Here is a 22,708-nt window from a genome sequence, read left to right as displayed (position 1 = left end):
CACAGGAGAACTGAATGATTACATTGAACGTCAACGGTAAAGACATGCAGGTGGATGCCGATCCATCGACACCGATCCTATGGGCCTTGCGCGACAACCTGAATATGACCGGCACCAAGTTCGGTTGCGGCGCGGCGCTGTGCGGCGCTTGCACCGTGCACCTGGGCGGCCAGCCGATCCGCTCGTGCGTGACGCCGATTTCGGCCGCCGCCGGCCAGAAGATCACCACCATCGAAGCGATGGAGTCCGATAAAGTTGGCAAGGCCGTGCAGGCGGCGTGGGTCAAGATGGACGTGCCGCAGTGCGGCTACTGCCAGAGTGGCCAGATCATGAGCGCGACCGCTCTGCTGCGCACCAACAAAGCTCCTTCCGACGCCGACATCGACAACGCCATGAGCGGTAACATCTGTCGATGCGGGACCTACCAGCGCATCCGCGCAGCCATCAAAGACGCCGCCAAAACCATCGCCTAAAGGAGAACCTCATGCGTATCGAATGGCTTAACCAGGAATCGATGGCGGATGTGGAGACTTCAGGCGGCGTGTCGCGCCGCAGCTTCATGAAGGCTGGCGCGGTGGCGGGCGGTGGCCTGGTGCTGGGCTTCTTCATGCCGGGTGCGGGACGTTTCGCCAATGCGCAGCAGCCTCCGGCCAAGGTGTATGAACCAAACGCCTTCCTGCATATCGCCCCAGACAACAGCGTGACGGTGCAGGTCAACCGATTGGAGTTCGGCCAGGGCGTGCAAACGTCGCTGCCGATGCTGATCGCCGAAGAGCTGGACGCGGACTGGTCGAAGATGAACGGCGCGCTGGCGCCGGCCGGTGATCAATACAAGGACCCGCTGTTCGGCATCCAGATCACCGGCGGTTCGGGCAGCATCGCCCACTCGTACACGCAGTACCGCGAGATCGGCGCCAAGGCGCGCGCGATGCTGATCGCGGCGGCGGCCCAGGAGTGGAAGGTGGCGCCGGACCAGATCAAGACATCGAAAGGCACGCTGACCGGCCCCGCCGGCCAGAAGGCCACCTACGGCGCCATGGCCGATGCGGCGATGAAGCAGCCGGTGCCGGCCACCGTGAAGCTGAAGGATCCGAAGGACTTCAACTTTATCGGCAAGCCGATGAAGCGCCTCGACGCGGGCCTCAAATCGACCGGCAAGCAGCAGTTCGGCATGGATTTCAAGGCCCCCCACAGCAAGGTCGCCGTGGTGGCGCGGCCGCCGGTGTTCGGCGCCAAGGTCGCCAAGTTCGACGCCTCGAAAGCCAAGGCGATCAAAGGCGTGATCGAAGTGTTGGAAGTGAAGACGGATCGCGGCGGCAGCGGCGTGGCGGTGGTGGCCGACGGCTACTGGCCCGCCAAGATGGGCCGCGAGGCGCTGGTCATCGACTGGGACACCAGCGGTGTGGAAAAGGTCAGCAGCGGCAAGCAGCTGGCCGAGTTCAAGGCGCTGACGCAGAAGGCCGGCGTGTCGGCGCGCAAAGGAGATACCTCCAAGCTGGCCGGCGCGGCGAAGAAGATCTCCGCAGTCTATGAATTCCCCTATCTGGCGCACGCGCCGATGGAGCCGCTGAACTGCGTGGTCGATCTGCGCGCGGACGGCTGCACCGTGTGGGCCGGCTCGCAGTTCCAGACGATGGACCAAGGCGCGATCGCCGCCACCGCCGGCCTGAAGCCGGAGCAGGTGGTGCTGAACACGATGATGGCCGGTGGTGGTTTCGGCCGCCGCGCCGTGCCGACTTCCGATTATCTGGTGGAGGCGGTCAACGTCGCCAAGGCATGGAAGGCCGCCGGCAAGACGGAGCCGATCAAGGTGATCTGGAGCCGCGAGGACGACATCAAGGGCGGCTACTACCGGCCGTCGCACGTGCACCGCGCCGACATCGGCATGGACGACAAGGGCGATATCGTGGCATGGGATCATGTCATCGTCGGCCAGTCCATCCTCGCCGGCACGCCGTTCGAGCCGATGATGGTCAAGGACGGCATCGACGCGACCATGGTCGAGGGTATGGGCGAGCCGTATGCGGTGCCGTTGAACCTGAGCGTGCATAACGTCAAAACCAATGTGCCGGTACTGTGGTGGCGTTCCGTCGGCTCCACGCATACGGCCTTTGTGATGGAGACGCTGATCGACGAAGCCGCGCATGCCGCGAAGATGGACCCGGTCGCCTATCGCAAGAAGCTGTTGGGCGAGAAGGGCAAGCGCCATATCGACGCGCTGGATCTGGCGGTCGCCAAGTCCGGCTACGGCAAGAAGGCTTTACCTAAAGGCCAGGCGTGGGGTGTGGCGGTGCATGAATCGTTCAACACCGTGATCGCCTATGTGGTGGTGGCGTCCGTGAAGGATGGCACGCCCAAGTTGCACAAGGTGACAGCCGGCGTGCATTGCAACCAGGCGGTCAACCCGTTGACGATCGAAGCGCAGATCCAGGGCGCGGCCTTGATGGGCCTCGGCATGACGCTGCCTGGCGCCGCCATCACGCTCAAGGACGGCGTGGTGGAGCAGCAGAACTTCAGCGACTACACGGTGGCGCGCATGACGGAGATGCCGGTGATCGACGTGCACATCGTGCCGTCGAATGATCCGCCAACCGGCATGGGCGAACCGGGCCTGCCGCCGCTGGCACCGGCCTTTGCCAACGCGTTGTTCACGTTGACTGGCAAGCGTTTGCGCAAGCTGCCGTTCGATCTGGCCAGCGCCTGAGCTGCGCTGAATGGCACTGGTAGGGATATTGCTGGCAGCCGGGCGGGGTAGGCGGTTCGACCCGTCCGGCGTACAAAACAAATTGCTGCAACCGATGAAGGATGGCGACGTCGTCGTCGTCGCCAGCGCTAAAAACATGCTGGCCGTGTTGCCGCGCGTCGTCGCGGTGGTGCGCTCCGGCGACGACCAGGTGGCGGCGCTGCTGGGCAAGCTGGGATGCGAAGTGCGCGTCTGCGCGGATGCCGATCTGGGTATCGCCGCCTCGCTGACGATGGCGGTCGAATACACCAAAGGCGCGGAAGGCTGGCTGGTTGGCTTGGGCGACATGCCCCATGTGCAGCCGGATACGATGCGCGCGCTGGCCGCGACGATCGAACGGGGCGCGCGCATCGCGGCGCCCGTTTTTGAAGGGCGGCGCGGCAATCCGGTCGCCTTCAGCAGTTATCATTTGCCGTTGCTGCTGGCGCTGGAAGGCGACCAGGGGGCGCGCGACATATTAAAAAGCCATGCCGTGAGCGAGCTGATAGTCGACGATGTCGGCGTGGTGCGCGATATCGACACGCCGGGCGATTTGTAAAACAAGGATAGAGATGAAGAAAACGAACAAGAAGAATCCGGCGATCGCCTACAGCATCGTCGGACATGACCTGGCCGCCCACCTGTTCCACGTCACGCTGACGGTGGACGCGCCGGCCGAAGGCGGCCAGGTGTTCGCGCTGCCGGCCTGGATACCGGGCAGCTATATGATCCGCGAGTTCTCGCGCAACATCGTGCGCATCCGCGCCGAGTCGGACGGCCAGCCGGTGGCGCTGACCAAATTGGATAAGCACTCGTGGCAGGCCGCGCCGCTGAAGGATCATGCGGCATCGCTGACCGTGCATTACGAAGTCTATGCCTGGGATCTGTCGGTGCGGGCTGCGCACCTGGACCAGAATCACGCTTTCTACAACGGCACCAGCGTGTTCCTGCGCGTGCTGGGGCAGGAAGACCAACCGCACGTGGTCGACATCCAGCGGCCGGACGACGAAGCGGCCAAGACCTGGCGCGTGGCGACCTCGCTGCCGGAGCTGAAAGCGAAACGTTATGGTTTTGGCACTTACATCGCGTCCAACTACGACGAGTTGATCGATCACCCGGTGGAGCAGGGCGACTTTGCGCTGGCCACTTTCAAGGCGCACGGCATCCCGCACGACATCGTCGTCAGCGGCCGGGTGCCCAACCTGGACCTGCCGCGCCTGAGCGCCGACCTGAAAAAGATCTGCGAAACGCAAATCTCCTTCTTCGAACCGAAGGCCAGGAAAGCGCCGATGGACCGTTACGTCTTCATGACGCTGGCCGTCGGCGACGGGTACGGCGGCCTGGAACACCGCGCCTCGACGGCGCTGATCTGCGCCCGCGCCGACCTGCCAAGCACGGCCGCCGCGAGCAAGGATATCAGCGACGGTTATCTGCAATACCTCGGCCTGTGCAGCCATGAATATTTCCATACCTGGAATGTGAAGCGCATCAAGCCGGCCGCATTTGCCCCGTATAACCTGCAGGTCGAGAATTATTCACCGTTGTTGTGGCTGTTCGAAGGCTTCACCAGTTATTACGACGATTTGATGCTGGTACGTGCCGGCGTGATCGCTGAACCGGCCTATTTCAAATTATTGGGTAAAACCATAGGCAGCGTATTGCGTGGCAGTGGCCGTACCAAGCAAAGCGTGGCAGATTCCAGTTTCGACGCCTGGGGAAAATATTATCGCCAGGATGAAAATGCGCCGAATTCGATCATCAGCTATTACACCAAGGGTTCCTTGATAGCGTTGGCGCTGGATTTGAGCATACGCGCTAAAACCGGCGGCAAGAAATCGCTGGATGATGTGATGCGTGCATTATGGCAGCGTTATGGCCGCGATTTTTATCAGGGCGGTGGTCGTGGAGTTACTCCGGCTGAAGTGGAAGCATTATTCGATGAAATCAGCGGCGGCCGGTTCAAGCCGTTCTTCGATAAATATATCCGCGGCACCGAGGATTTGCCGCTGGCTAAAATGCTGGCGCCGTTCGGCATTAAATATAGCGACGAACGTAAATCAACCAAGCCTGGCCTGGATGTTAATCTCGGCAAGGATGGCAATGACTGCAAATTATCCAGCGTGCATGAGAATGGCGCTGCGCACCAGGCGGGATTATCGGCGGGCGATATATTGATGGCGGTGGATGGATTGCGTGTCACCGCCACCAATCTGGAAACGCTGCTTTCCCGTTATGGTGTGGGATCGGAAATAGAAATCCACGCCTTCCGCCGCGACGAGTTAATGACCTTCACCGCGACATTGCAAGGCGACCGGGTTCCCGGCATCAGCCTGTCGTTGGACCCGGCCGGCAAGAAATCCTCCGGCCCGTTGCGCCCCAGCGCCGCACGTTAATTTCTGAGTCCGGGGCGAGTCCCCGGATTTTTTTGCGCTATCCATGCTAGAAATTAGCACGTACTTGCCATATTCCGGCATGTGCTGGGACCTTGCAAGAGGGGCGGCGGTTTAATTTAACGCTGTGGTCTGGTTCTGGTTTAGAATTTGGCTGAGCTTTTCTGCCCGAGGATAGACCCGCAAGTGATACAGCTTGATTCCACCACGATTATCTTGATGTCGACGCTGATGGCCGGCGCGATGAGTGTCGTCCTTTATTCCGCCCACGTTAGTTTTCCAGCAGAGATCAAGGGCTTGAATTACTGGGCGGCGGGATTGATATCGTTGGCTTGCGGTGCGCTTTTATTCAGTCTGAGGCATAGCGTCGTCAACGGAACGCTGGTATTGCTTAGCGCTAATTCGGCCCTGGTTTGGGGTGTGGGTCTGGCGATGATCGGTACTCAAAAATTTTACGGGCGGGCGCCGGCTTGGTGGTTGTTTCATCTGGTCTGGTCCTTGGACATGCTGGGCGTCGGATATTGGCTGTTAATTCAACCGAACTTTGCCGCTCGCGTCGCCACATTCTCTTTTCTGATCTCCATATTTTATATAAATCAGGTTTTTTTGGTGTGGCGTCATGGGGAACGTCATTTCTCCACCATATTCTTTGGTTCATTATTGCTGTTTCAAACGCTGGTGGTATTAACGCGAGGCTTTCTGGCGATATTATTTGGCGGCGCCCAGGTTAATTTGACGACTGTCGGGCCGTTCCAGAGTCTTTATCTGGCAGCTGGCCAATTCATGGTATTACTGCTTGCCGTGGGTTTCAAGGCGGTGACCACCCGGCGCTTGCAAACCATACTGGAACGCCGCTCCACGCGCGATCCCTTGACCCAGGTATTAAACCGCCGCGGTTTCGCCGATATTTACGCTAAAGAACACGCGTTGATGCGGCGTGAATCCAGCGCCATGACGATGCTCAGCATTGACCTGGATTATTTTAAGAAGATTAATGACTGCCACGGCCATGCCACTGGCGACCGGGTTTTAATCGATGTGGCGGCTGTGATCGGCAAGGCGCTACGAGTATCCGATCACGTGGCGCGATTCGGCGGAGAAGAGTTTATTGTCCTGCTTCCAGCTACCGGCTTGGACCGTGCCCAGCATATCGCGGAGCGGATTCTGGGCGCTGTGCGCGAACCCGGACGGCCAGGATTGCCTGCCTACACCGTCAGCATTGGCATTGCTTGCCAGACAAGTGCAGACGAGGACCTGGATGGCATTCTGATGCGGGCGGACGAGGCGCTCTATCATGCCAAGGAGCGTGGACGCGACCGTATCGAAGTCGCGTCCGGGGCGGTGTCGCCAGTGCAGGCGATACGGGCTTAGTTGAACAGGCGCGCCAGTTCGGCGCCCGGATCGGTCGCGCGCATGAAGGCTTCGCCGACCAGGAAAGCGTGCACATTGGCTTCGCGCATGCGTTTGACGTCGTCCGGCACCATGATGCCGGATTCGGTAATCACCAGTTTTTCCTTCGGAATCCGGTCCAGCAGGGCCAGCGTGTTCTCCAGCGAGACCTCGAAAGTCCGCAAATTGCGATTATTGATGCCCAGCAGGGCGGTTTTCAGGCGCAGCGCGGCGGTCAGTTCGTCGCCGTCGTGGGTTTCCACCAGCACGCCCATGCCCAGTTCGTGGGCGCAGGCTTCCATTTCGGCCATCAGGCCGTGGTCCAGCGCCGAGACGATCAGCAGGATGGCGTCGGCCCCCATCGCGCGCGCTTCGTAGATCTGGTACATGTCGATCATGAAATCTTTACGCAGCACCGGCAGTGCGCAGGCGGCGCGCGCCTGCTGCAAATACGCCACCGAACCCTGGAAGAACTGCTCGTCCGTCAGCACCGACAGGCACGCGGAGCCATTGGCTTCGTAGCTGGCGGCGATGTCGGCGGGGCGGAAGTCGGCGCGCAGCACGCCTTTTGACGGCGAGGCCTTTTTCACTTCGGTGATCACACCGGCGTGGCCGGCGGCGATCTTCCCGCGCAGGCTCGCTTCGAAGCCACGCAGCCCGGCGCGCAGTTCGGCGTCGCTTTCGACGTCGGCGCGCAGGCTGGCCAGGCTGCGGTGTTTTTTTGCGGTGGCGACTTCGTCGGCTTTGACTGCGAGGATTTTGTTCAGGATGTCGGACATGATAAACCTTAAATTAATGTTGTTCGGCCAGCGCCAGGCGCAGGCCGAGTGCCAGGAACAGGGCGCCCGTCACGCGGTTCAGCCACAGCGCCACCAGCGGCTTGACCTTCAGGTGGGCGCTGGCGAAGGCGGTGAACACGGCCAGGCCGTTACACCACAACATACCGTTGAAATTGAAAATGCAGCCCAGGACGATGAAGGCCAGTGGCTTGCTGGTGGAGTCGGCCGAGATAAACTGCGGCACGAACGCCAGGAAGAACAAGGCCACCTTTGGATTCAGCACGTTGGTCAGGAACCCCTGGAAGAAGATTTTGCGATACGCCAGCGGCTGGGCTGCGGCGCGTGCGGCCGTTTCGGTAGCCGCCGCGTCATCGGCATCGGCACGCAGCTTCGCGCGCAGCATGCCGATGCCGACGTAGACGATGTACGCCGCGCCGACCCATTTCACGACCGTGAACGCGGCGGCGGACGTCGCCAGCAGCGCGGACAAGCCCAGCGCCGCAGCGACGATGTGGACCATGGTGCCGGCGCCGATGCCCAACGCGGCGGCCGAACCGGCGCGCCAGCCTTGCATCGCGCTGCGCGTCATGATGAGCAGCGAATCGGGGCCGGGCATGATATTCAGCAGCAGCCCGGAGATGATGAAGAGAGTTAGATCGTGTATGCCGAACATGGAGTGTCCTTGCGTCCTGTCGTCCCGCAGCGGCGGACCGCCGCCAAAGCGGGGATCCATACATAGCATGATATCGCATTGGCCGGTATGGATTCCCGCCTGCGCGGGAATGACGGGGCTGGGTTTAGTTGGTCTTGCCGAGGCTTTGCGTGACCTGCACGAATTGCTCGACCTTGCGCAGCGCATCGCCGGAGGTGATGGCCGCACGTGCGCGCGCCAGGCCGTCCTCGATCGAGCTGGCCACGCCGGCCGCATACAGCGCCGTGCCGGCGTTGAGCGCGACGATATCGTAGGCCGCGCCAGGCTCGCCGCGCAGCGCTTCCATCATCTTGGCTTTCGATTCGACCGCATCGGCCACCTTCAGGTTGCGGCTGGCGATCATCTGCAGGCCGAAGTCTTCCGGATGGATTTCGTATTCGCGGATCTCGCCGTTCACCAGTTCGCCGACCAGCGTGCCGGCGCCCAGCGAGACTTCATCCATATTGTCGCGGCCATAGACCACGATGGCGTGCTGCGCACCCAAGCGCTGCAGCACGCGCACCTGAATGCCCACCAGGTCGGCGTGGAACACGCCCATCAGGATATTCGGCGCGCCGGCCGGATTGGTCAGCGGTCCCAGGATGTTGAAGATGGTGCGCACGCCCAGCTCGCGGCGCACCGGCGCCGCATGCTTCATCGCCGCGTGGTGGTTGGGCGCGAACATGAAGCCGATGCCGGTCTGCGCGATCGATTGTGCGATCTGCTCAGGCTTCAGGTTGATGTTGGCGCCCAGCGATTCGATCACGTCGGCGCTGCCGGACGACGACGACACGCTGCGGCCGCCGTGCTTGGCCACGCGCGCGCCGGCGGCGGCGGCGACAAACATCGAGGCGGTGGAGATGTTGAAGGTGTGCGCGCCGTCGCCGCCGGTGCCGACGATGTCGAGCAGGCCGGTGGTGTCGGCCATCGGCACCTTGGTGGAGAACTCACGCATTACCTGCGCGGCGGCGGCGATTTCGCCGATGGTTTCTTTTTTCACGCGCAGGCCCATAGTCAGGGCGGCAATCATGGTCGGCGACATTTCGCCGGACATGATCTGGCGGAACAGGTGCAGCATCTCGTCGTGGAAGATCTCGCGGTGTTCGATGCAGCGCAGCAGTGCTTCTTGATGGGTGATAGGCATGGCTATTCCTTCTTTAATTTTGGCATGGCGGCGCAGGGCGCACGCCGGTACGAACTGCGCTGGTTAGCGGACCAGGAAGTTCTTCAACAGTGCGTGACCGTGCTCCGACAGGATGGACTCGGGGTGGAACTGCACGCCCTCGATGTCGTATTCCTTGTGGCGCACGCCCATGATTTCACCGTCGTCTGTCCATGCCGTCACTTCCAGGCAGGACGGCAACGAGCTGCGCTCGATAGCCAACGAGTGATACCGGATCACCGTGAAGGGGGAGGGCAGACCCTTGAAGACGCCCACGCCCGTATGTGCGATTAAAGAAGTTTTGCCATGCATGACCTGCTTGGCGCGAATCACCTTGCCGCCGAACGCTTCGCCGATGGCCTGGTGGCCAAGGCACACGCCCAGTATCGGCTTCTTGCCGGCGAAGTGCTTGAGCACCGCGATCGAGATACCGGCTTGCGACGGATCTTTCGGACCTGGCGATATACAGATGTGGTCCGGGTTCAGTGCTTCGATTTCCGCAATCGTGATTTCGTCGTTGCGGTACACGCGTACATCCTCACCCAGCTCGCCGAAGTACTGCACGATGTTGTAGGTGAAGGAGTCGTAGTTGTCGATCATTAGCAGCATCTCAGAACTCCCCATCCAGGCCATCTTGCACTTGTTCGGCGGCGCGCAGCACGGCGCGCGCCTTGTTTTCAGTTTCCTGCCATTCCATCTCCGGTATCGAGTCGGCGACGATGCCGGCGGCGGCCTGCACGTACAGCATGCCGTCCTTGATCACGCCGGTGCGGATCGCGATTGCCACGTCCATCTCGCCGCCGAAGGAGAGGTAGCCGCAGGCGCCGCCGTAGATGCCGCGCTTGGAGATTTCCAGTTCGTCGATCACTTCCATCGCGCGCACTTTCGGTGCGCCGGTCAGCGTGCCGGCCGGGAAGGTGGCGCGCAGCACGTCCAGGTTGGACAGGCCGGATTTCAGCTTGCCCTCGACGTTGGAGACGATGTGCTGCACATGCGAGTATTTTTCGATGACCAGGCGGTCGGTGACCTTGACGCTGCCGATCTCGGAGATGCGGCCCAGGTCATTGCGCGCCAGGTCGATCAGCATCACGTGTTCGGCGATCTCTTTCGGATCGGCCAGCAGTTCCTTGGCCAGTTCGGTGTCGCGCTCCGGCGTCGAGCCGCGCGGGCGGGTGCCGGCGATAGGGCGCAGCGTGACTTTCTTCTCGCCGTCAGGCAGCGTCTCGTTGCGGACCAGGATCTCCGGCGAGGCGCCGACGATCTGCATGTCGCCGAAATTGTAGAAGTACATATACGGCGACGGGTTCAGCGAGCGCAGCGCACGGTACAGCGTCAGCGGCGAATCGACGTAGGGCTTGCGGAGGCGCTGGCCGATCTGCACCTGCATCAAGTCGCCGGCCATCACGTATTCGTGGGCCTTGGCGACGGCCTTCAGGTATTCCTCTTTCGGGAAGTCGCGTGTGATGTCGGTGCGTACCGAGGCGCTGGTCACCGGCGCGTCGACACCGCGGCGCAGCATCATGCGCAGGTCTTTCAGGCGCTGGCGCGCTTTGGAATACGATTCGGGCTGCGTGGTGTCGGCGTAGACGATCAGATACAGCTTGCCGGACAGGTTGTCGATGACGGCCAGTTCCTCGGTCACCATCAGCTGGATGTCGGGCAGGCCCAGGTCGTCCTTCGGCTGGGTGTTGGCCAGCGTTTTTTCGATGTGGCGCACGGTGTCGTAGCCGAAGTAGCCGGCCAGGCCGCCGCAGAAGCGCGGCATGCCGGGACGCAGCGCGACCTTGAAGCGCTTCTGGTAAGCCTCGATGAATTCTAGCGGATTGCCTTCGTGGGTCTCGATCACGGCGCCGTTCTTGACGATCTCGGTGCGCGCGCCGAAGGTGCGCAGCACGGTCGTCGCCGGCAGGCCGATGAAGGAGAAGCGGCCGAAACGCTCGCCGCCCACCACCGATTCAAGCAGGAAGGTGTTCTTGCCGGCGTTCTGGGTCTGGGCCAGTTTCAGGTACAGCGTGAGCGGGGTTTCGAGATCGGCAAAGGCTTCGGCGATCAGCGGGATGCGGTTGTAGCCGTCGGTGGACAACGATTTGAATTCGAGTTCGGTCATGTCTTCTCTCCATGCCGCCAAGGGTGTGGGTGTGGGTTTGGCGGTGGTTTGTCAAAAAACCTGTCGGGTGCGCGCGCGCAAACGACAGCAATCAGTTCGGCTTAGTTTTGCCAGGATTGCCAGCGTCGCCAAAGCCAGGCCTCAATCGAGCCGGTTTGGATGACATTGTGTTTTTTGGTGAAAGACATTTCGGTCAGAGTAGTTCAGCTAACGGTTAATTATGCGAACGGATCAAAATAGCGGCATCGAGCAGCGTGGCTACTATACCATCGGAATCGGTTTTGTGTATAGCCTCTCCGTGATTGTAACCGTAAGGCACCGTCAACACCGGGCAACCCGCTGCCCGTGCGGCTTGCGCGTCGTTCGAGGAGTCGCCGATGGCCACCACCTGCGCCGGCGCCAGGCCGAAATCGGCGCACACCGTCTGCAGCGGCAGCGGATCGGGCTTCTTGCGCGGCAGCGAATCGCCGCCGTAGACCACCTCGAAGAAACCGTCCAGGCCCTTGAGCTTGAGCAGCGGCGTGGTGAAGGAAATGGGCTTGTTGGTTACACAGGCCAGGCGCAGGCCCTGTGCCTTCATCGCCGTCAGGCCTTCGATCACGCCCGGATACAGGGCGCTGTAATTGCCGTTGATGCTCAGGTAGTGGCGCTGGTAGGCGTCCATCGCGGTCTCGAAATGCGCTTCCACGCGGGCCGCGTCCCAATCCAGCCCCAGTACGGAGCGGATCAGGTTTTCCGAGCCTTTGCCCACCATCAGCGCGATCTGGTCCTGCGAGATCGGCTGCAGGCCCAGCTCCGCGCGCATGCCGTTGAGCGCGACGTGGAAGTCGGGAATCGTATCCAGCATGGTGCCGTCGAGATCGATGATTGCGGCGCGTACGCCTGCCAGCACACTCATGGTTACACCGTCGCCAGTTGGGCGCGCATGGCGTCGATGACGGCCTTGTAGTCCGGCTTGCCGAAGATGGCGGAGCCGGCCACGAAGGTGTCCGCGCCTGCCGCAGCGGCGGCGGCGATGTTGTCGATCTTGATGCCGCCGTCCACTTCCAGCAGGATGTCGCGGCCGGATTCGTTGATCAGGCGGCGCGCCTCGGCGATCTTCTTCAGCGCCTGCGGGATGAAGGACTGGCCGCCGAAGCCCGGGTTGACCGACATGATCAGGATCATGTCGATCTTGTCCATCACGTGTTCCAGGTAGCTCAGCGGCGTGGCCGGATTGAACACCAGGCCGGCCTTGCAGCCGTGGTCGCGGATCAGCTGCAGCGAGCGGTCGATGTGGTCCGACGCTTCCGGGTGGAAGGTGATGATGTTGGCGCCAGCCTTGGCGAAGTCGGGGATGATGCGGTCGACCGGCTTGACCATCAGGTGTACGTCGATCGGCACCTGCACGTGCGGGCGGATGGCTTCGCATACCAGCGGGCCGATGGTCAGGTTGGGAACATAGTGGTTGTCCATCACGTCGAAGTGGATGATGTCCGCACCGGCGGTGACGACGTTGCGGACCTCTTCACCCAGGCGGGCGAAATCGGCGGACAAAATGCTGGGAGCGATGCGGAATGTGGTCATGGCTTTGGGCTGGCAAGAAAAAAGATGCGCTATTTTACGCTGCCCGGCGCGACTGTACCGGTTTTGCGGTGGTTTTCAGCCGCGCCGTCCTTGCATACGGGGCGGATTTGCGGTGCAATGGGGGACTGACGATATACAATCGCCAATTTTGTATAGAGCGATTACGCTTTTACCAAGCTTTAAGGAATTTCGATGGCCACTTACGAATTTACTGTGTCGGTCAGAACTCAGTACCTGCCGGATCAGTCGGACCCGGAGCGCACCAACTTTGTGTTTACCTATTCGATCACGATCAAGAACACCGGCACGGTGGCTGCGCAGCTGATCTCGCGCCACTGGGTTATCACCGACGCCAACAATCGTGTGGAAGAGGTGCGCGGACTGGGCGTAGTCGGGCATCAGCCGCTGCTGCAACCGGGTGAGCATTTTGAATACACCAGCGGCACCGCGCTGCAAACCCAGCAGGGCTCGATGTTCGGGGAGTACTTCTGCGTGGCCGAGGACGGCCACCAGTTCGAAACCAAGATCCCGGAGTTCGTGCTGTCGCTGCCGCGCACGCTGCACTGATTACTCTTGTTCGTTTTCCTTGGCCGGCGGGGGCAGCTTTTTAGTCTTGCCCTTGCCTTGGTACATGGTCCACCAGACGATGAACACCAGCAGGAAAAACGCCACGCATGCTTCTATCATCAATACCCACATAGCCATCCTTATGTCATTAACACGCCGTAGTCTACTCGTTCCGCTGACCGTCGTCGCGGTTTCGCTGGCCGCCTGTACCACCACGCCGCTGCCGCCGGATAAAACGCAGGCGCCGACCGTGACGCCGCCGGCGCCTGTCGTGCCGCCGACGCCTGTTGTGCCGCCGGTTCCGCCGAAGCCGACCGCGCTGCAAATGGTGCCGACCACCTTTGCCTCGCTGCCGGGCTGGGACAAGGATGACGTGCGCGCGGCCTGGCCGGCGTTCATGGCCTCGTGCTCGGTGCTGGTCAAGCAGCCGAACTGGAAGGAATCGTGCAGCATCGCGCGCACCGTCAACGCCAGCGACGAGCAGGCGATCCGCACTTTCTTCGAGGCCTTCATGGAGCCGAACCAGGTGATCGCGCCGGACGGCGCCACCGACGGCCTGATCACCGGCTACTACGAGCCACTGCTGCGCGGCGCGCGCAAAAAGGGCGGTCCGTATCAGACGCCTTTATATAAGGTGCCGGACGATATGCTCACCATCGACCTGGCCAGCGTGTATCCGGAGCTGAAGGGCATGCGCCTGCGCGGCAAGCTGGTCGGCAAGAAAGTGGTGCCGTATGCGACCCGCGCCGACATCGAGAAGGCCGATTTCGGCGGCAAGGAGCTGCTGTGGGTGGACGATCCGGTGGAGTCCTTCTTCCTGCAGGTGCAGGGCTCGGGCCGCGTGCAGCTGACCGATACCCAGGAAACCGTGCGCGTGGCGTACGCGGACCAGAACGGCCATCCGTACAAGTCGATCGGCAAATACCTGGTGGAGAAGGGCGAGCTGACGCTGGAGCAGGCGTCGGCGCAGGGCATCAAGGCGTGGATCGCCGGCCATCCTACGCGCATGCAGGAGCTGTTCAATGTGAATCCGAGCTATGTGTTCTTCAGGGAGGAGCGGTTGCCGGATCCGAAGGTGGGGCCGAAAGGTTCGCTGGGCGTGCCGTTGACGCCGTCGCGCTCGGTGGCGATCGACGCCTCGCAGCTGCCGCTGGGCGCGCCGGTGTTCCTGTCGACCACGATGCCGAACAGCGATATCCCCTTGCAGCGCCTGGTGATGGCGCAGGATACCGGCGGCGCGATCCGTGGCGCGATCCGTGTGGACTACTTCTTCGGCTTCGGCACCGAGGCTTCGGAGAACGCGGGCCGCATGAAGCAGCGCGGCAATGTCTGGGTGCTGCTGCCGAAGCAGCCGCACTGACTTTAACGTAGCACCATCACGGGCAGCGTGGTATGGGCGAGCACCTTCTGTGTCTCGCTGCCCAAAAACAGCCGGTTCAGGCCGCGCCTTCCGTGCGACGCCATCATGATGATGTCGCATTCAAACTTCTTCGCCGCCTCGACGATCTCTTCGTACGGACTGGGCGACATCGTGATCACTCCCTCGAACGGAATCTCTTCGGCATGCGCGGCGGCGGCGACCTTGTCGATATGGTGGCGCGCCGCGTTTTGCATCTGGGCGGCGAACTGGCCGGAATCGATCACCGCGCCGCTGTCGCCCATGGAGGAAAATGGCAGCGGCGTGATGACCGTGATGGCGACGATGCGGGCGCGATTGAGTTTGGCAAACTGGACCGCCATCGCGGTCGCTTTGTCCGACAGTTCCGAGCCGTCGGTGGGCAGCAGGATGGACTTGAACATGGCGCACTCCAATGATGGGACACTGAATCCAGCCTAATGATTTAGTTGGATCGGCGGCGCACGTTAGGAGACGGCCGGCGCCGCCTGATGCTGCGCATTGCGCATCGACGAGGACATCGCCATCGCCGCCGACAGCGCGATGCCGCCCACGGCCACGCAGGCCATGCCGGTGCGGATGCTGAAATGCTCGCCGATGTAGCCGGCGGTCAGCGCGCCGAGCGGCGCCGTCGCCACCGTCAGGAAGCGCATGGTCGAGACCATGCGGCCCAGGTAGGCGTCCGGCGTGACCTTCTGGCGCATCGTCATATAGGGCATGAAGAACAGCATCACGCCGCAGTCGAGGAAGAGCGACAGGCCGCTGCACGCCACCGCGCTGGCGGTCGGACTGCCGAACAGATTGGCCGGAATCATCGGCATGGCGGCGAACGCGAACGCGGTCAGGCCCAGGCCGATCTGCATGGTGACGCCGGCGCCGAAGCGCGTGTTCAGCGGTTTCAGCAGCAGGGAGCTCATCAGCACGCCTATGCCGCCGACCATTTGCGCCGCGCCCAGCATGCCGGCCGTCATGCCCAGTTCACGGGTGCTGAATAGCACGCTGAGCGCGGCAAAGCCGTAGAACAGCATATGCCAGATGCCCGCGCCCCAGGCCAGCGTGCGCAGCAGCGGCTGGCCCCAGATGAACAACAGGCCGTCGTGGATGTCGCGCAGCGGGTGCTTGTTGGACGGCGCCGGCTTGGGATCGGTGGCGTTCAGGTTGCGCAGCAACAGGATGGAGATGACAAAGCCGATGGCGTTGAGCAGCACCGCGAACGGCGCCGTCAGCCATTGGATCAGGATGCCAGCGATGCCGGGCGCGATCAGCCGGGCGGCCGAATCGGTGGCGGCGAACTTGGATTGCGCGTCGGTCAGGCGGTCGCGGCCGATCAGGTTGGTGAGGAAGATCTGCTCCGCGCCGCCGCCCACCACCGAGCACGCGCCGCTGATAAAGGAGACCACATACATCCATTCGATAGATAGCAGGCCCAGCCAGTAGGCCAGCGGGATGCTGCCCAGCGTCGTGGCCATGATCGCTTTGCTGCCGAGTAGTACCGGCAGTTTGCGGTTGCGGTCGAGGAACACGCCGGCCGGCAGGGCCAGCAGCGCAAACGGAATCGCCGCCGACGCGCCCAGCATGCCCATCTGCGCGGGCGTCGCGTGCAGCAGCAGGACAGAACACAGTGGCAGGGCCAGCGAACTGATGTAGGCGCCGAAGCCGTTGAGAATGGAGCTGGACCAGTAGCGCATGAAGTCGCCGTTGCGCAGCAAGGCGTCATGGTTGAGCTTGTTGCTCAGGCGGCGGCGTAAGGCGGTAAAAATAGGAGGCTCTTTAAAGCAGGTTGCTGTCTTTCAATGATACCAGCGCGGGAGTTAGGCGCTACAATCCTTCAGGAATATTTCACTATGAAGGAGACACCGTATGCAATATGAAGATCTGATCGTTGAAGTGCACGACAAAGTTGCCCTGATCCGCCTGAACCGCCCGAAGGCGCTGAACGCGCTGAACGACCGCATGATGAACGAGCTGGGCGATGCCTTATATAAGTTCGACGCCGATCCGGCCATCGGCTGCATCGTGCTGACCGGCAGCGAGAAAGCCTTCGCCGCCGGTGCCGACATCGCCGCCATGGCGGACTACACCTATGTGGATACGTATCGCGACAACTACATCACCCGCAACTGGGAGCACATCCTGCGCATCCGTAAGCCGGTAGTGGGCGCTGTGGCCGGCTACGTGCTGGGCGGTGGCTGCGAGTTGGCGATGATGTGCGATTTCCTGATCGCGGCCGATACCGCCAAGTTCGGCCAGCCGGAAATCAAGGTTGGCGTCACGCCTGGCGCGGGCGGCACGCAGCGCCTGCCGCGCACCATCGGCAAGGCCAAGGCGATGGACATGCTGCTGACCGCGCGCACCATTGACGCGGCGGAAGCGGAGCGCATTGGTCTGGTGTCGCGCGTCGTCCCTGCCGACAAGCTGATCGAAGAAGTGCTGACTGCGGCGAAGCAGATCGCATCGATGCCGACGTCGGTGGCGATGATGATCAAGGACTCCGTCAACCGCGCCTTCGAAACCACGCTGACGGAAGGTGTCAATTATGAACGCCGCCTGTTCCAGGCTGCCTTTGGCACGCCTGCGCAGAAAGAAGGCATGCATGCCTTCCTTGAAAAGCGCTTGCCAAACTTCGACGGCCTTTGATATAGTTCGCCTCCCCGCAAAACGGTGCATGCAAATGCAGTGTTAAGTGGGGAGAAAAAAAGTAGGGGTTGACGAAACGATCTAAACGCTTCATACTCTTCCTTCTTCGCTGACGGACACAACGCTCCGCAGCAAACGCAGTACCGAATAAGTTCTTTAAAAATTAACAGTCGATAAGTGTGGACGTTTGATGAAAGTGCACACGCTGCTTCGGTAGCGTGAAACTTAAAATATCAAATGTTCACAAGAAGTAATGAAATAGGCGCTATGAAAATAGTGGCCTGTCAGTATTTTGAGTGAGCGACCCGTCAGCAATGACGGTGACACGCAAGTGTCAAATAAACAGAGATTAAACTGAAGAGTTTGATCCTGGCTCAGATTGAACGCTGGCGGCATGCCTTACACATGCAAGTCGAACGGCAGCGCGGGGCAACCTGGCGGCGAGTGGCGAACGGGTGAGTAATATATCGGAACGTACCCTGGAGTGGGGGATAACGTAGCGAAAGTTACGCTAATACCGCATACGATCTAAGGATGAAAGCAGGGGACCGCAAGGCCTTGTGCTCCTGGAGCGGCCGATATCTGATTAGCTAGTTGGTAGGGTAAAAGCCTACCAAGGCATCGATCAGTAGCTGGTCTGAGAGGACGACCAGCCACACTGGAACTGAGACACGGTCCAGACTCCTACGGGAGGCAGCAGTGGGGAATTTTGGACAATGGGCGCAAGCCTGATCCAGCAATGCCGCGTGAGTGAAGAAGGCCTTCGGGTTGTAAAGCTCTTTTGTCAGGGAAGAAACGGTGAGGGCTAATATCCCTTGCTAATGACGGTACCTGAAGAATAAGCACCGGCTAACTACGTGCCAGCAGCCGCGGTAATACGTAGGGTGCAAGCGTTAATCGGAATTACTGGGCGTAAAGCGTGCGCAGGCGGTTTTGTAAGTCTGTCGTGAAATCCCCGGGCTCAACCTGGGAATGGCGATGGAGACTGCAAGGCTAGAGTTTGGCAGAGGGGGGTAGAATTCCACGTGTAGCAGTGAAATGCGTAGATATGTGGAGGAACACCGATGGCGAAGGCAGCCCCCTGGGTCAAAACTGACGCTCATGCACGAAAGCGTGGGGAGCAAACAGGATTAGATACCCTGGTAGTCCACGCCCTAAACGATGTCTACTAGTTGTCGGGTCTTAATTGACTTGGTAACGCAGCTAACGCGTGAAGTAGACCGCCTGGGGAGTACGGTCGCAAGATTAAAACTCAAAGGAATTGACGGGGACCCGCACAAGCGGTGGATGATGTGGATTAATTCGATGCAACGCGAAAAACCTTACCTACCCTTGACATGGCAGAAACCTCCGAGAGATTGGAGGGTGCTCGAAAGAGAATCTGCACACAGGTGCTGCATGGCTGTCGTCAGCTCGTGTCGTGAGATGTTGGGTTAAGTCCCGCAACGAGCGCAACCCTTGTCATTAGTTGCTACGAAAGGGCACTCTAATGAGACTGCCGGTGACAAACCGGAGGAAGGTGGGGATGACGTCAAGTCCTCATGGCCCTTATGGGTAGGGCTTCACACGTCATACAATGGTACATACAGAGGGCCGCCAACCCGCGAGGGGGAGCTAATCCCAGAAAGTGTATCGTAGTCCGGATTGTAGTCTGCAACTCGACTGCATGAAGTTGGAATCGCTAGTAATCGCGGATCAGCATGTCGCGGTGAATACGTTCCCGGGTCTTGTACACACCGCCCGTCACACCATGGGAGCGGGTTTTACCAGAAGTAGGTAGCTTAACCGCAAGGAGGGCGCTTACCACGGTAGGATTCGTGACTGGGGTGAAGTCGTAACAAGGTAGCCGTATCGGAAGGTGCGGCTGGATCACCTCCTTTCTAGAGTAGCACTGGTCTTCGGACTGCTCATCAAGCGTTCACACTTATCGACTGTCAATATTAAAGAACAGCATTTGGGGCTGTAGCTCAGCTGGTTAGAGCACCGTGTTGATAACGCGGGGGTCGTTGGTTCGAGTCCAACCAGCCCTACCAGTTTCTGCCTTGTAGTAAATCTCAGGGGGATTAGCTCAGCTGGGAGAGCACCTGCTTTGCAAGCAGGGGGTCGTCGGTTCGATCCCGTCATCCTCCACCAAGAGTTCAAATGTAAGGGTAAGCCTTTAGATTTGATCTTTTAGAGATCAAGTGCTGTACGTTCTTTAACAATCTGGAAGAAGTAAGTAAATTTTTATGTACCCATGCGGGGAACTGCGTGGGTGGGTAATGATTGTATGTATCAACAAACGCAACAACGTAGTACTTCTTATTCCTATGACCGCTCCTTTGTTTAGTCGCAAGGGGCTAACGTTATAGGGACAAGTGAATAAGTGCACATGGTGGATGCCTTGGCGATTACAGGCGATGAAGGACGTAGTAGCTTGCGATAAGCTGCGGGGAGCTAGCAAACAAGCTTTGATCCGCAGATTTCCGAATGGGGAAACCCGGCCTTTTAGGTCATTGCATACTGAATACATAGGTATGCAAAGCGAACGCGGCGAACTGAAACATCTAAGTAGCTGCAGGAAAAGAAATCAACCGAGATTCCCAAAGTAGTGGCGAGCGAAATGGGATGAGCCTGCACGTTTTAGCATGACGCATAACAGAATCCACTGGAAATTGGAGCCATAGCGGGTGATAGCCCCGTATGTGAAATGCGATGTGTGGAACTAAGCGTGCGACAAGTAGGGCGGGACACGAGAAATCCTGTCTGAATATGGGGGGACCATCCTCCAAGGCTAAATACTCGTAATCGACCGATAGTGAACCAGTACCGTGAGGGAAAGGCGAAAAGAACCCCGGGAGGGAGTGAAATAGATCCTGAAACCGTGTGCATACAAACAGTAGGAGCGGACTTGTTCCGTGACTGCGTACCTTTTGTATAATGGGTCAGCGACTTACATTCAGTGGCAAGGTTAACCAGATCGGGAAGCCGTAGAGAAATCGAGTCCGAACAGGGCGATAGTCGCTGGGTGTAGACCCGAAACCAAGTGATCTACTCATGGCCAGGATGAAGGTGCGGTAACACGCACTGGAGGTCCGAACCCACTAATGTTGAAAAATTAGGGGATGAGCTGTGGGTAGGGGTGAAAGGCTAAACAAACTTGGAAATAGCTGGTTCTCTCCGAAAACTATTTAGGTAGTGCCTCAAGTATCACCATCGGGGGTAGAGCACTGTTATGGCTAGGGGGTCATCGCGACTTACCAAACCATTGCAAACTCCGAATACCGATGAGTGCGAGCTTGGGAGACAGACGTCGGGTGCTAACGTCCGGCGTCAAGAGGGAAACAACCCAGACCGCCAGCTAAGGTCCCAAAGATTGGCTAAGTGGAAAACGAAGTGGGAAGGCTAAAACAGTCAGGATGTTGGCTTAGAAGCAGCCATCATTTAAAGAAAGCGTAATAGCTCACTGATCGAGTCGTCCTGCGCGGAAGATGTAACGGGGCTAAGCCAGTCACCGAAGCTGCGGATATGCGTAAGCATATGGTAGGAGAGCGTTCTGTAAGCCTGCGAAGGTGTCTTGTAAAGGATGCTGGAGGTATCAGAAGTGCGAATGCTGACATGAGTAGCGATAATGGGGGTGAAAAGCCCCCACGCCGTAAGCCCAAGGTTTCCTGTTCAACGTTCATCGGAGCAGGGTGAGTCGGCCCCTAAGGCGAGGCAGAGATGCGTAGCTGATGGGAAGCAGGTTAATATTCCTGCACCGTCGTATGATGCGATGGGGGGACGGATCGCGGAAGGTTGTCTGACTGTTGGAATAGTCAGTTTCTGGTTCATAGAAGGCGCTTAGGCAAATCCGGGCGCGTAATTCAAGGGACTGGGACGAGGTGCTTAGGCACTGAAGCAATCGGAAGTGGTTCCAAGAAAAGCCTCTAAGCTTCAGTCATACGAGACCGTACCGCAAACCGACACAGGTGGGCGAGATGAGTATTCTAAGGCGCTTGAGAGAACTCGGGAGAAGGAACTCGGCAAATTGGTACCGTAACTTCGGGAAAAGGTACGCCCTTGTAGCTTGGCTGATTTACTTCAGTAGGGTGAACGGGTTGCAATAAACTGGTGGCTGCGACTGTTTAATAAAAACACAGCACTCTGCAAACACGAAAGTGGACGTATAGGGTGTGACGCCTGCCCGGTGCTGGAAGATTAAATGATGGGGTGCAAGCTCTTGATTGAAGTCCCAGTAAACGGCGGCCGTAACTATAACGGTCCTAAGGTAGCGAAATTCCTTGTCGGGTAAGTTCCGACCTGCACGAATGGCGTAACGATGGCCACACTGTCTCCTCCCGAGACTCAGCGAAGTTGAAGTGTTTGTGATGATGCAATCTACCCGCGGCTAGACGGAAAGACCCCATGAACCTTTACTGTAGCTTTGCATTGGACTTTGAATCAATCTGTGTAGGATAGGTGGGAGGCTTTGAAGCGGGGACGCCAGTTCTCGTGGAGCCATCCTTGAAATACCACCCTGGTTCATTTGAGGTTCTAACCTTGGCCCGTTATCCGGGTCGGGGACAGTGCATGGTAGGCAGTTTGACTGGGGCGGTCTCCTCCTAAAGTGTAACGGAGGAGTTCGAAGGTACGCTAGTTACGGTCGGACATCGTGACGATAGTGCAATGGCATAAGCGTGCTTAACTGCGAGACTGACAAGTCGAGCAGGTACGAAAGTAGGACATAGTGATCCGGTGGTTCTGTATGGAAGGGCCATCGCTCAACGGATAAAAGGTACTCTGGGGATAACAGGCTGATTCCTCCCAAGAGTTCATATCGACGGGGGAGTTTGGCACCTCGATGTCGGCTCATCACATCCTGGGGCTGTAGCCGGTCCCAAGGGTATGGCTGTTCGCCATTTAAAGTGGTACGTGAGCTGGGTTTAAAACGTCGTGAGACAGTTTGGTCCCTATCTGCCGTGGGCGTTGGAAATTTGAAGGGGGCTGCTCCTAGTACGAGAGGACCGGAGTGGACAGACCTCTGGTGTACCGGTTGTCACGCCAGTGGCATTGCCGGGTAGCTAAGTCTGGAAGAGATAACCGCTGAAAGCATCTAAGCGGGAAACTTGCCTTAAGATGAGATTTCCCAGAGCCTTGAGCTCTTTGAAGGGTCGTTCGAGACCAGGACGTTGATAGGTCAGGTGTGGAAGTGCAGTAATGCATTAAGCTAACTGATACTAATTGCCCGTACGGCTTGTCCCTATAACCTTAGCAGGTTGTGGTGAATGAGAAGTACGTTGTAACGTTCGTTGATACAACTTCATTACCCCATTACTTACTT

Annotated in this window: 17 protein-coding genes, 2 tRNA genes and 2 rRNA genes; 12 read left to right on the top strand and 9 right to left on the bottom strand. The window is 59.3% G+C overall.

Translation table 11 applies throughout. From position 1 onward, the window contains the following. Positions 1 to 14: 14 nt before the first annotated feature. The 5 genes from ACEN9O_RS05310 (at position 15) to ACEN9O_RS05290 (ending at position 6,483) form a co-directional block, all read left to right on the top strand. Positions 15 to 473, top strand: a complete 459-nt coding sequence (locus ACEN9O_RS05310) for a (2Fe-2S)-binding protein (RefSeq protein ID WP_495616583.1) — start codon at positions 15 to 17, stop codon at positions 471 to 473. 11 nt (positions 474 to 484) lie between these two features. After that, positions 485 to 2,704 (top strand): xanthine dehydrogenase family protein molybdopterin-binding subunit, encoded by a 2,220-nt coding sequence (locus ACEN9O_RS05305; protein WP_495616582.1) that lies wholly within the window; start codon positions 485 to 487, stop codon positions 2,702 to 2,704. Positions 2,705 to 2,714: 10 nt separating this feature from the next. Then, positions 2,715 to 3,281, top strand: coding sequence for a nucleotidyltransferase family protein (locus ACEN9O_RS05300; protein WP_495616581.1), 567 nt, complete (start codon positions 2,715 to 2,717; stop codon positions 3,279 to 3,281). Positions 3,282 to 3,294: 13 nt separating this feature from the next. After that, positions 3,295 to 5,115: a M61 family metallopeptidase gene (locus tag ACEN9O_RS05295; RefSeq protein ID WP_495616580.1), complete on the top strand. Its 1,821-nt coding sequence runs from the start codon at positions 3,295 to 3,297 to the stop codon at positions 5,113 to 5,115. Between the two features lie 216 nt (positions 5,116 to 5,331). Beyond that, positions 5,332 to 6,483: a GGDEF domain-containing protein gene (locus tag ACEN9O_RS05290; RefSeq protein ID WP_495616579.1), complete on the top strand. Its 1,152-nt coding sequence runs from the start codon at positions 5,332 to 5,334 to the stop codon at positions 6,481 to 6,483. Here ACEN9O_RS05290 and trpC read toward each other — a convergent pair. The 7 genes from trpC to rpe all read right to left on the bottom strand — a co-directional run bounded on the left by trpC (position 6,480) and on the right by rpe (position 12,806). Then, complete coding sequence (trpC, locus tag ACEN9O_RS05285; protein WP_495616578.1) at positions 6,480 to 7,280, bottom strand: indole-3-glycerol phosphate synthase TrpC; 801 nt, start codon at positions 7,278 to 7,280, stop codon at positions 6,480 to 6,482. The genes ACEN9O_RS05290 and trpC overlap by 4 nt on opposite strands. 13 nt (positions 7,281 to 7,293) lie before the next feature. Then, positions 7,294 to 7,953 carry a LysE family translocator gene (locus ACEN9O_RS05280; protein ID WP_495616577.1) on the bottom strand — a complete coding sequence of 220 codons (660 nt, stop codon included), beginning with the start codon at positions 7,951 to 7,953 and terminating at the stop codon, positions 7,294 to 7,296. Positions 7,954 to 8,077: 124 nt separating this feature from the next. Then, complete coding sequence (gene trpD / locus ACEN9O_RS05275) at positions 8,078 to 9,115, bottom strand: anthranilate phosphoribosyltransferase (protein WP_495616576.1); 1,038 nt, start codon at positions 9,113 to 9,115, stop codon at positions 8,078 to 8,080. 63 nt (positions 9,116 to 9,178) lie between these two features. Further along, on the bottom strand, positions 9,179 to 9,742 hold the full coding sequence (locus ACEN9O_RS05270) for an anthranilate synthase component II (protein ID WP_495616575.1): 564 nt from the start codon (positions 9,740 to 9,742) through the stop codon (positions 9,179 to 9,181). A gap of 1 nt (position 9,743) precedes the next feature. Continuing rightward, positions 9,744 to 11,240: an anthranilate synthase component I gene (gene trpE, locus ACEN9O_RS05265; protein WP_495616574.1), complete on the bottom strand. Its 1,497-nt coding sequence runs from the start codon at positions 11,238 to 11,240 to the stop codon at positions 9,744 to 9,746. Positions 11,241 to 11,454: 214 nt separating this feature from the next. Beyond that, positions 11,455 to 12,138, bottom strand: a complete 684-nt coding sequence (locus tag ACEN9O_RS05260) for a phosphoglycolate phosphatase (RefSeq protein ID WP_495616573.1) — start codon at positions 12,136 to 12,138, stop codon at positions 11,455 to 11,457. A gap of 2 nt (positions 12,139 to 12,140) precedes the next feature. Next, positions 12,141 to 12,806, bottom strand: coding sequence for a ribulose-phosphate 3-epimerase (rpe, locus tag ACEN9O_RS05255; protein WP_176362606.1), 666 nt, complete (start codon positions 12,804 to 12,806; stop codon positions 12,141 to 12,143). A 192-nt stretch (positions 12,807 to 12,998) separates the two neighbouring features. Here rpe and apaG point away from each other — a divergent pair, with 192 nt between their 5' ends. Continuing rightward, positions 12,999 to 13,373 carry a Co2+/Mg2+ efflux facilitator ApaG/CorD gene (apaG, locus tag ACEN9O_RS05250; RefSeq protein WP_495616572.1) on the top strand — a complete coding sequence of 125 codons (375 nt, stop codon included), beginning with the start codon at positions 12,999 to 13,001 and terminating at the stop codon, positions 13,371 to 13,373. Positions 13,374 to 13,515: 142 nt separating this feature from the next. Beyond that, on the top strand, positions 13,516 to 14,733 hold the full coding sequence (mltA, locus tag ACEN9O_RS05245) for a murein transglycosylase A (RefSeq protein WP_495616571.1): 1,218 nt from the start codon (positions 13,516 to 13,518) through the stop codon (positions 14,731 to 14,733). Between the two features lie 2 nt (positions 14,734 to 14,735). Here mltA and ACEN9O_RS05240 read toward each other — a convergent pair whose 3' ends face one another. Then, on the bottom strand, positions 14,736 to 15,173 hold the full coding sequence (locus tag ACEN9O_RS05240) for a universal stress protein (RefSeq protein ID WP_495616570.1): 438 nt from the start codon (positions 15,171 to 15,173) through the stop codon (positions 14,736 to 14,738). A 63-nt stretch (positions 15,174 to 15,236) separates the two neighbouring features. Further along, complete coding sequence (locus ACEN9O_RS05235; protein ID WP_495616569.1) at positions 15,237 to 16,478, bottom strand: MFS transporter; 1,242 nt, start codon at positions 16,476 to 16,478, stop codon at positions 15,237 to 15,239. A 151-nt stretch (positions 16,479 to 16,629) separates the two neighbouring features. Between ACEN9O_RS05235 and ACEN9O_RS05230 the strand changes: the two genes are divergently transcribed. From ACEN9O_RS05230 to ACEN9O_RS05210, 5 genes are all read left to right on the top strand, one after another. After that, positions 16,630 to 17,406, top strand: a complete 777-nt coding sequence (locus tag ACEN9O_RS05230) for an enoyl-CoA hydratase (RefSeq protein ID WP_495616568.1) — start codon at positions 16,630 to 16,632, stop codon at positions 17,404 to 17,406. A 351-nt stretch (positions 17,407 to 17,757) separates the two neighbouring features. Beyond that, positions 17,758 to 19,286 (top strand): 16S ribosomal RNA (locus ACEN9O_RS05225). A 76-nt stretch (positions 19,287 to 19,362) separates the two neighbouring features. After that, positions 19,363 to 19,439 (top strand) — tRNA-Ile (locus tag ACEN9O_RS05220). A gap of 24 nt (positions 19,440 to 19,463) precedes the next feature. Next, a tRNA-Ala gene (locus ACEN9O_RS05215) sits at positions 19,464 to 19,539 on the top strand. Between the two features lie 218 nt (positions 19,540 to 19,757). Continuing rightward, positions 19,758 to 22,629 (top strand): 23S ribosomal RNA (locus ACEN9O_RS05210). Together the 16S and 23S rRNA genes with 2 tRNA genes alongside form the textbook arrangement of a ribosomal RNA operon. Positions 22,630 to 22,708 lie beyond the last annotated feature (79 nt).

This window comes from Duganella sp. Dugasp78, from assembly GCF_059491455.1.
Note: the sequence above shows the minus strand (reverse complement) of the source record. Positions and strands in the feature narration are given on the sequence as shown.

Bases quoted from the DNA above. Each gene is read 5' to 3' on its own strand.
- trpD (WP_495616576.1), bottom strand. From the start codon at position 9,115: ATGCCTATCACCCATCAAGAAGCACTGCTGCGCTGCATCGAACACCGC.
- mltA (WP_495616571.1), top strand. From the start codon at position 13,516: ATGTCATTAACACGCCGTAGTCTACTCGTTCCGCTGACCGTCGTCGCG.
- ACEN9O_RS05310 (WP_495616583.1), top strand. From the start codon at position 15: ATGATTACATTGAACGTCAACGGTAAAGACATGCAGGTGGATGCCGAT.
- rpe (WP_176362606.1), bottom strand. From the start codon at position 12,806: ATGACCACATTCCGCATCGCTCCCAGCATTTTGTCCGCCGATTTCGCC.
- trpE (WP_495616574.1), bottom strand. From the start codon at position 11,240: ATGACCGAACTCGAATTCAAATCGTTGTCCACCGACGGCTACAACCGC.
- ACEN9O_RS05305 (WP_495616582.1), top strand. From the start codon at position 485: ATGCGTATCGAATGGCTTAACCAGGAATCGATGGCGGATGTGGAGACT.
- ACEN9O_RS05295 (WP_495616580.1), top strand. From the start codon at position 3,295: ATGAAGAAAACGAACAAGAAGAATCCGGCGATCGCCTACAGCATCGTC.
- ACEN9O_RS05260 (WP_495616573.1), bottom strand. From the start codon at position 12,138: ATGAGTGTGCTGGCAGGCGTACGCGCCGCAATCATCGATCTCGACGGC.
- ACEN9O_RS05280 (WP_495616577.1), bottom strand. From the start codon at position 7,953: ATGTTCGGCATACACGATCTAACTCTCTTCATCATCTCCGGGCTGCTG.
- apaG (WP_495616572.1), top strand. From the start codon at position 12,999: ATGGCCACTTACGAATTTACTGTGTCGGTCAGAACTCAGTACCTGCCG.
- ACEN9O_RS05230 (WP_495616568.1), top strand. From the start codon at position 16,630: ATGCAATATGAAGATCTGATCGTTGAAGTGCACGACAAAGTTGCCCTG.
- ACEN9O_RS05290 (WP_495616579.1), top strand. From the start codon at position 5,332: ATGTCGACGCTGATGGCCGGCGCGATGAGTGTCGTCCTTTATTCCGCC.
- ACEN9O_RS05240 (WP_495616570.1), bottom strand. From the start codon at position 15,173: ATGTTCAAGTCCATCCTGCTGCCCACCGACGGCTCGGAACTGTCGGAC.
- ACEN9O_RS05300 (WP_495616581.1), top strand. From the start codon at position 2,715: ATGGCACTGGTAGGGATATTGCTGGCAGCCGGGCGGGGTAGGCGGTTC.
- ACEN9O_RS05270 (WP_495616575.1), bottom strand. From the start codon at position 9,742: ATGCTGCTAATGATCGACAACTACGACTCCTTCACCTACAACATCGTG.
- trpC (WP_495616578.1), bottom strand. From the start codon at position 7,280: ATGTCCGACATCCTGAACAAAATCCTCGCAGTCAAAGCCGACGAAGTC.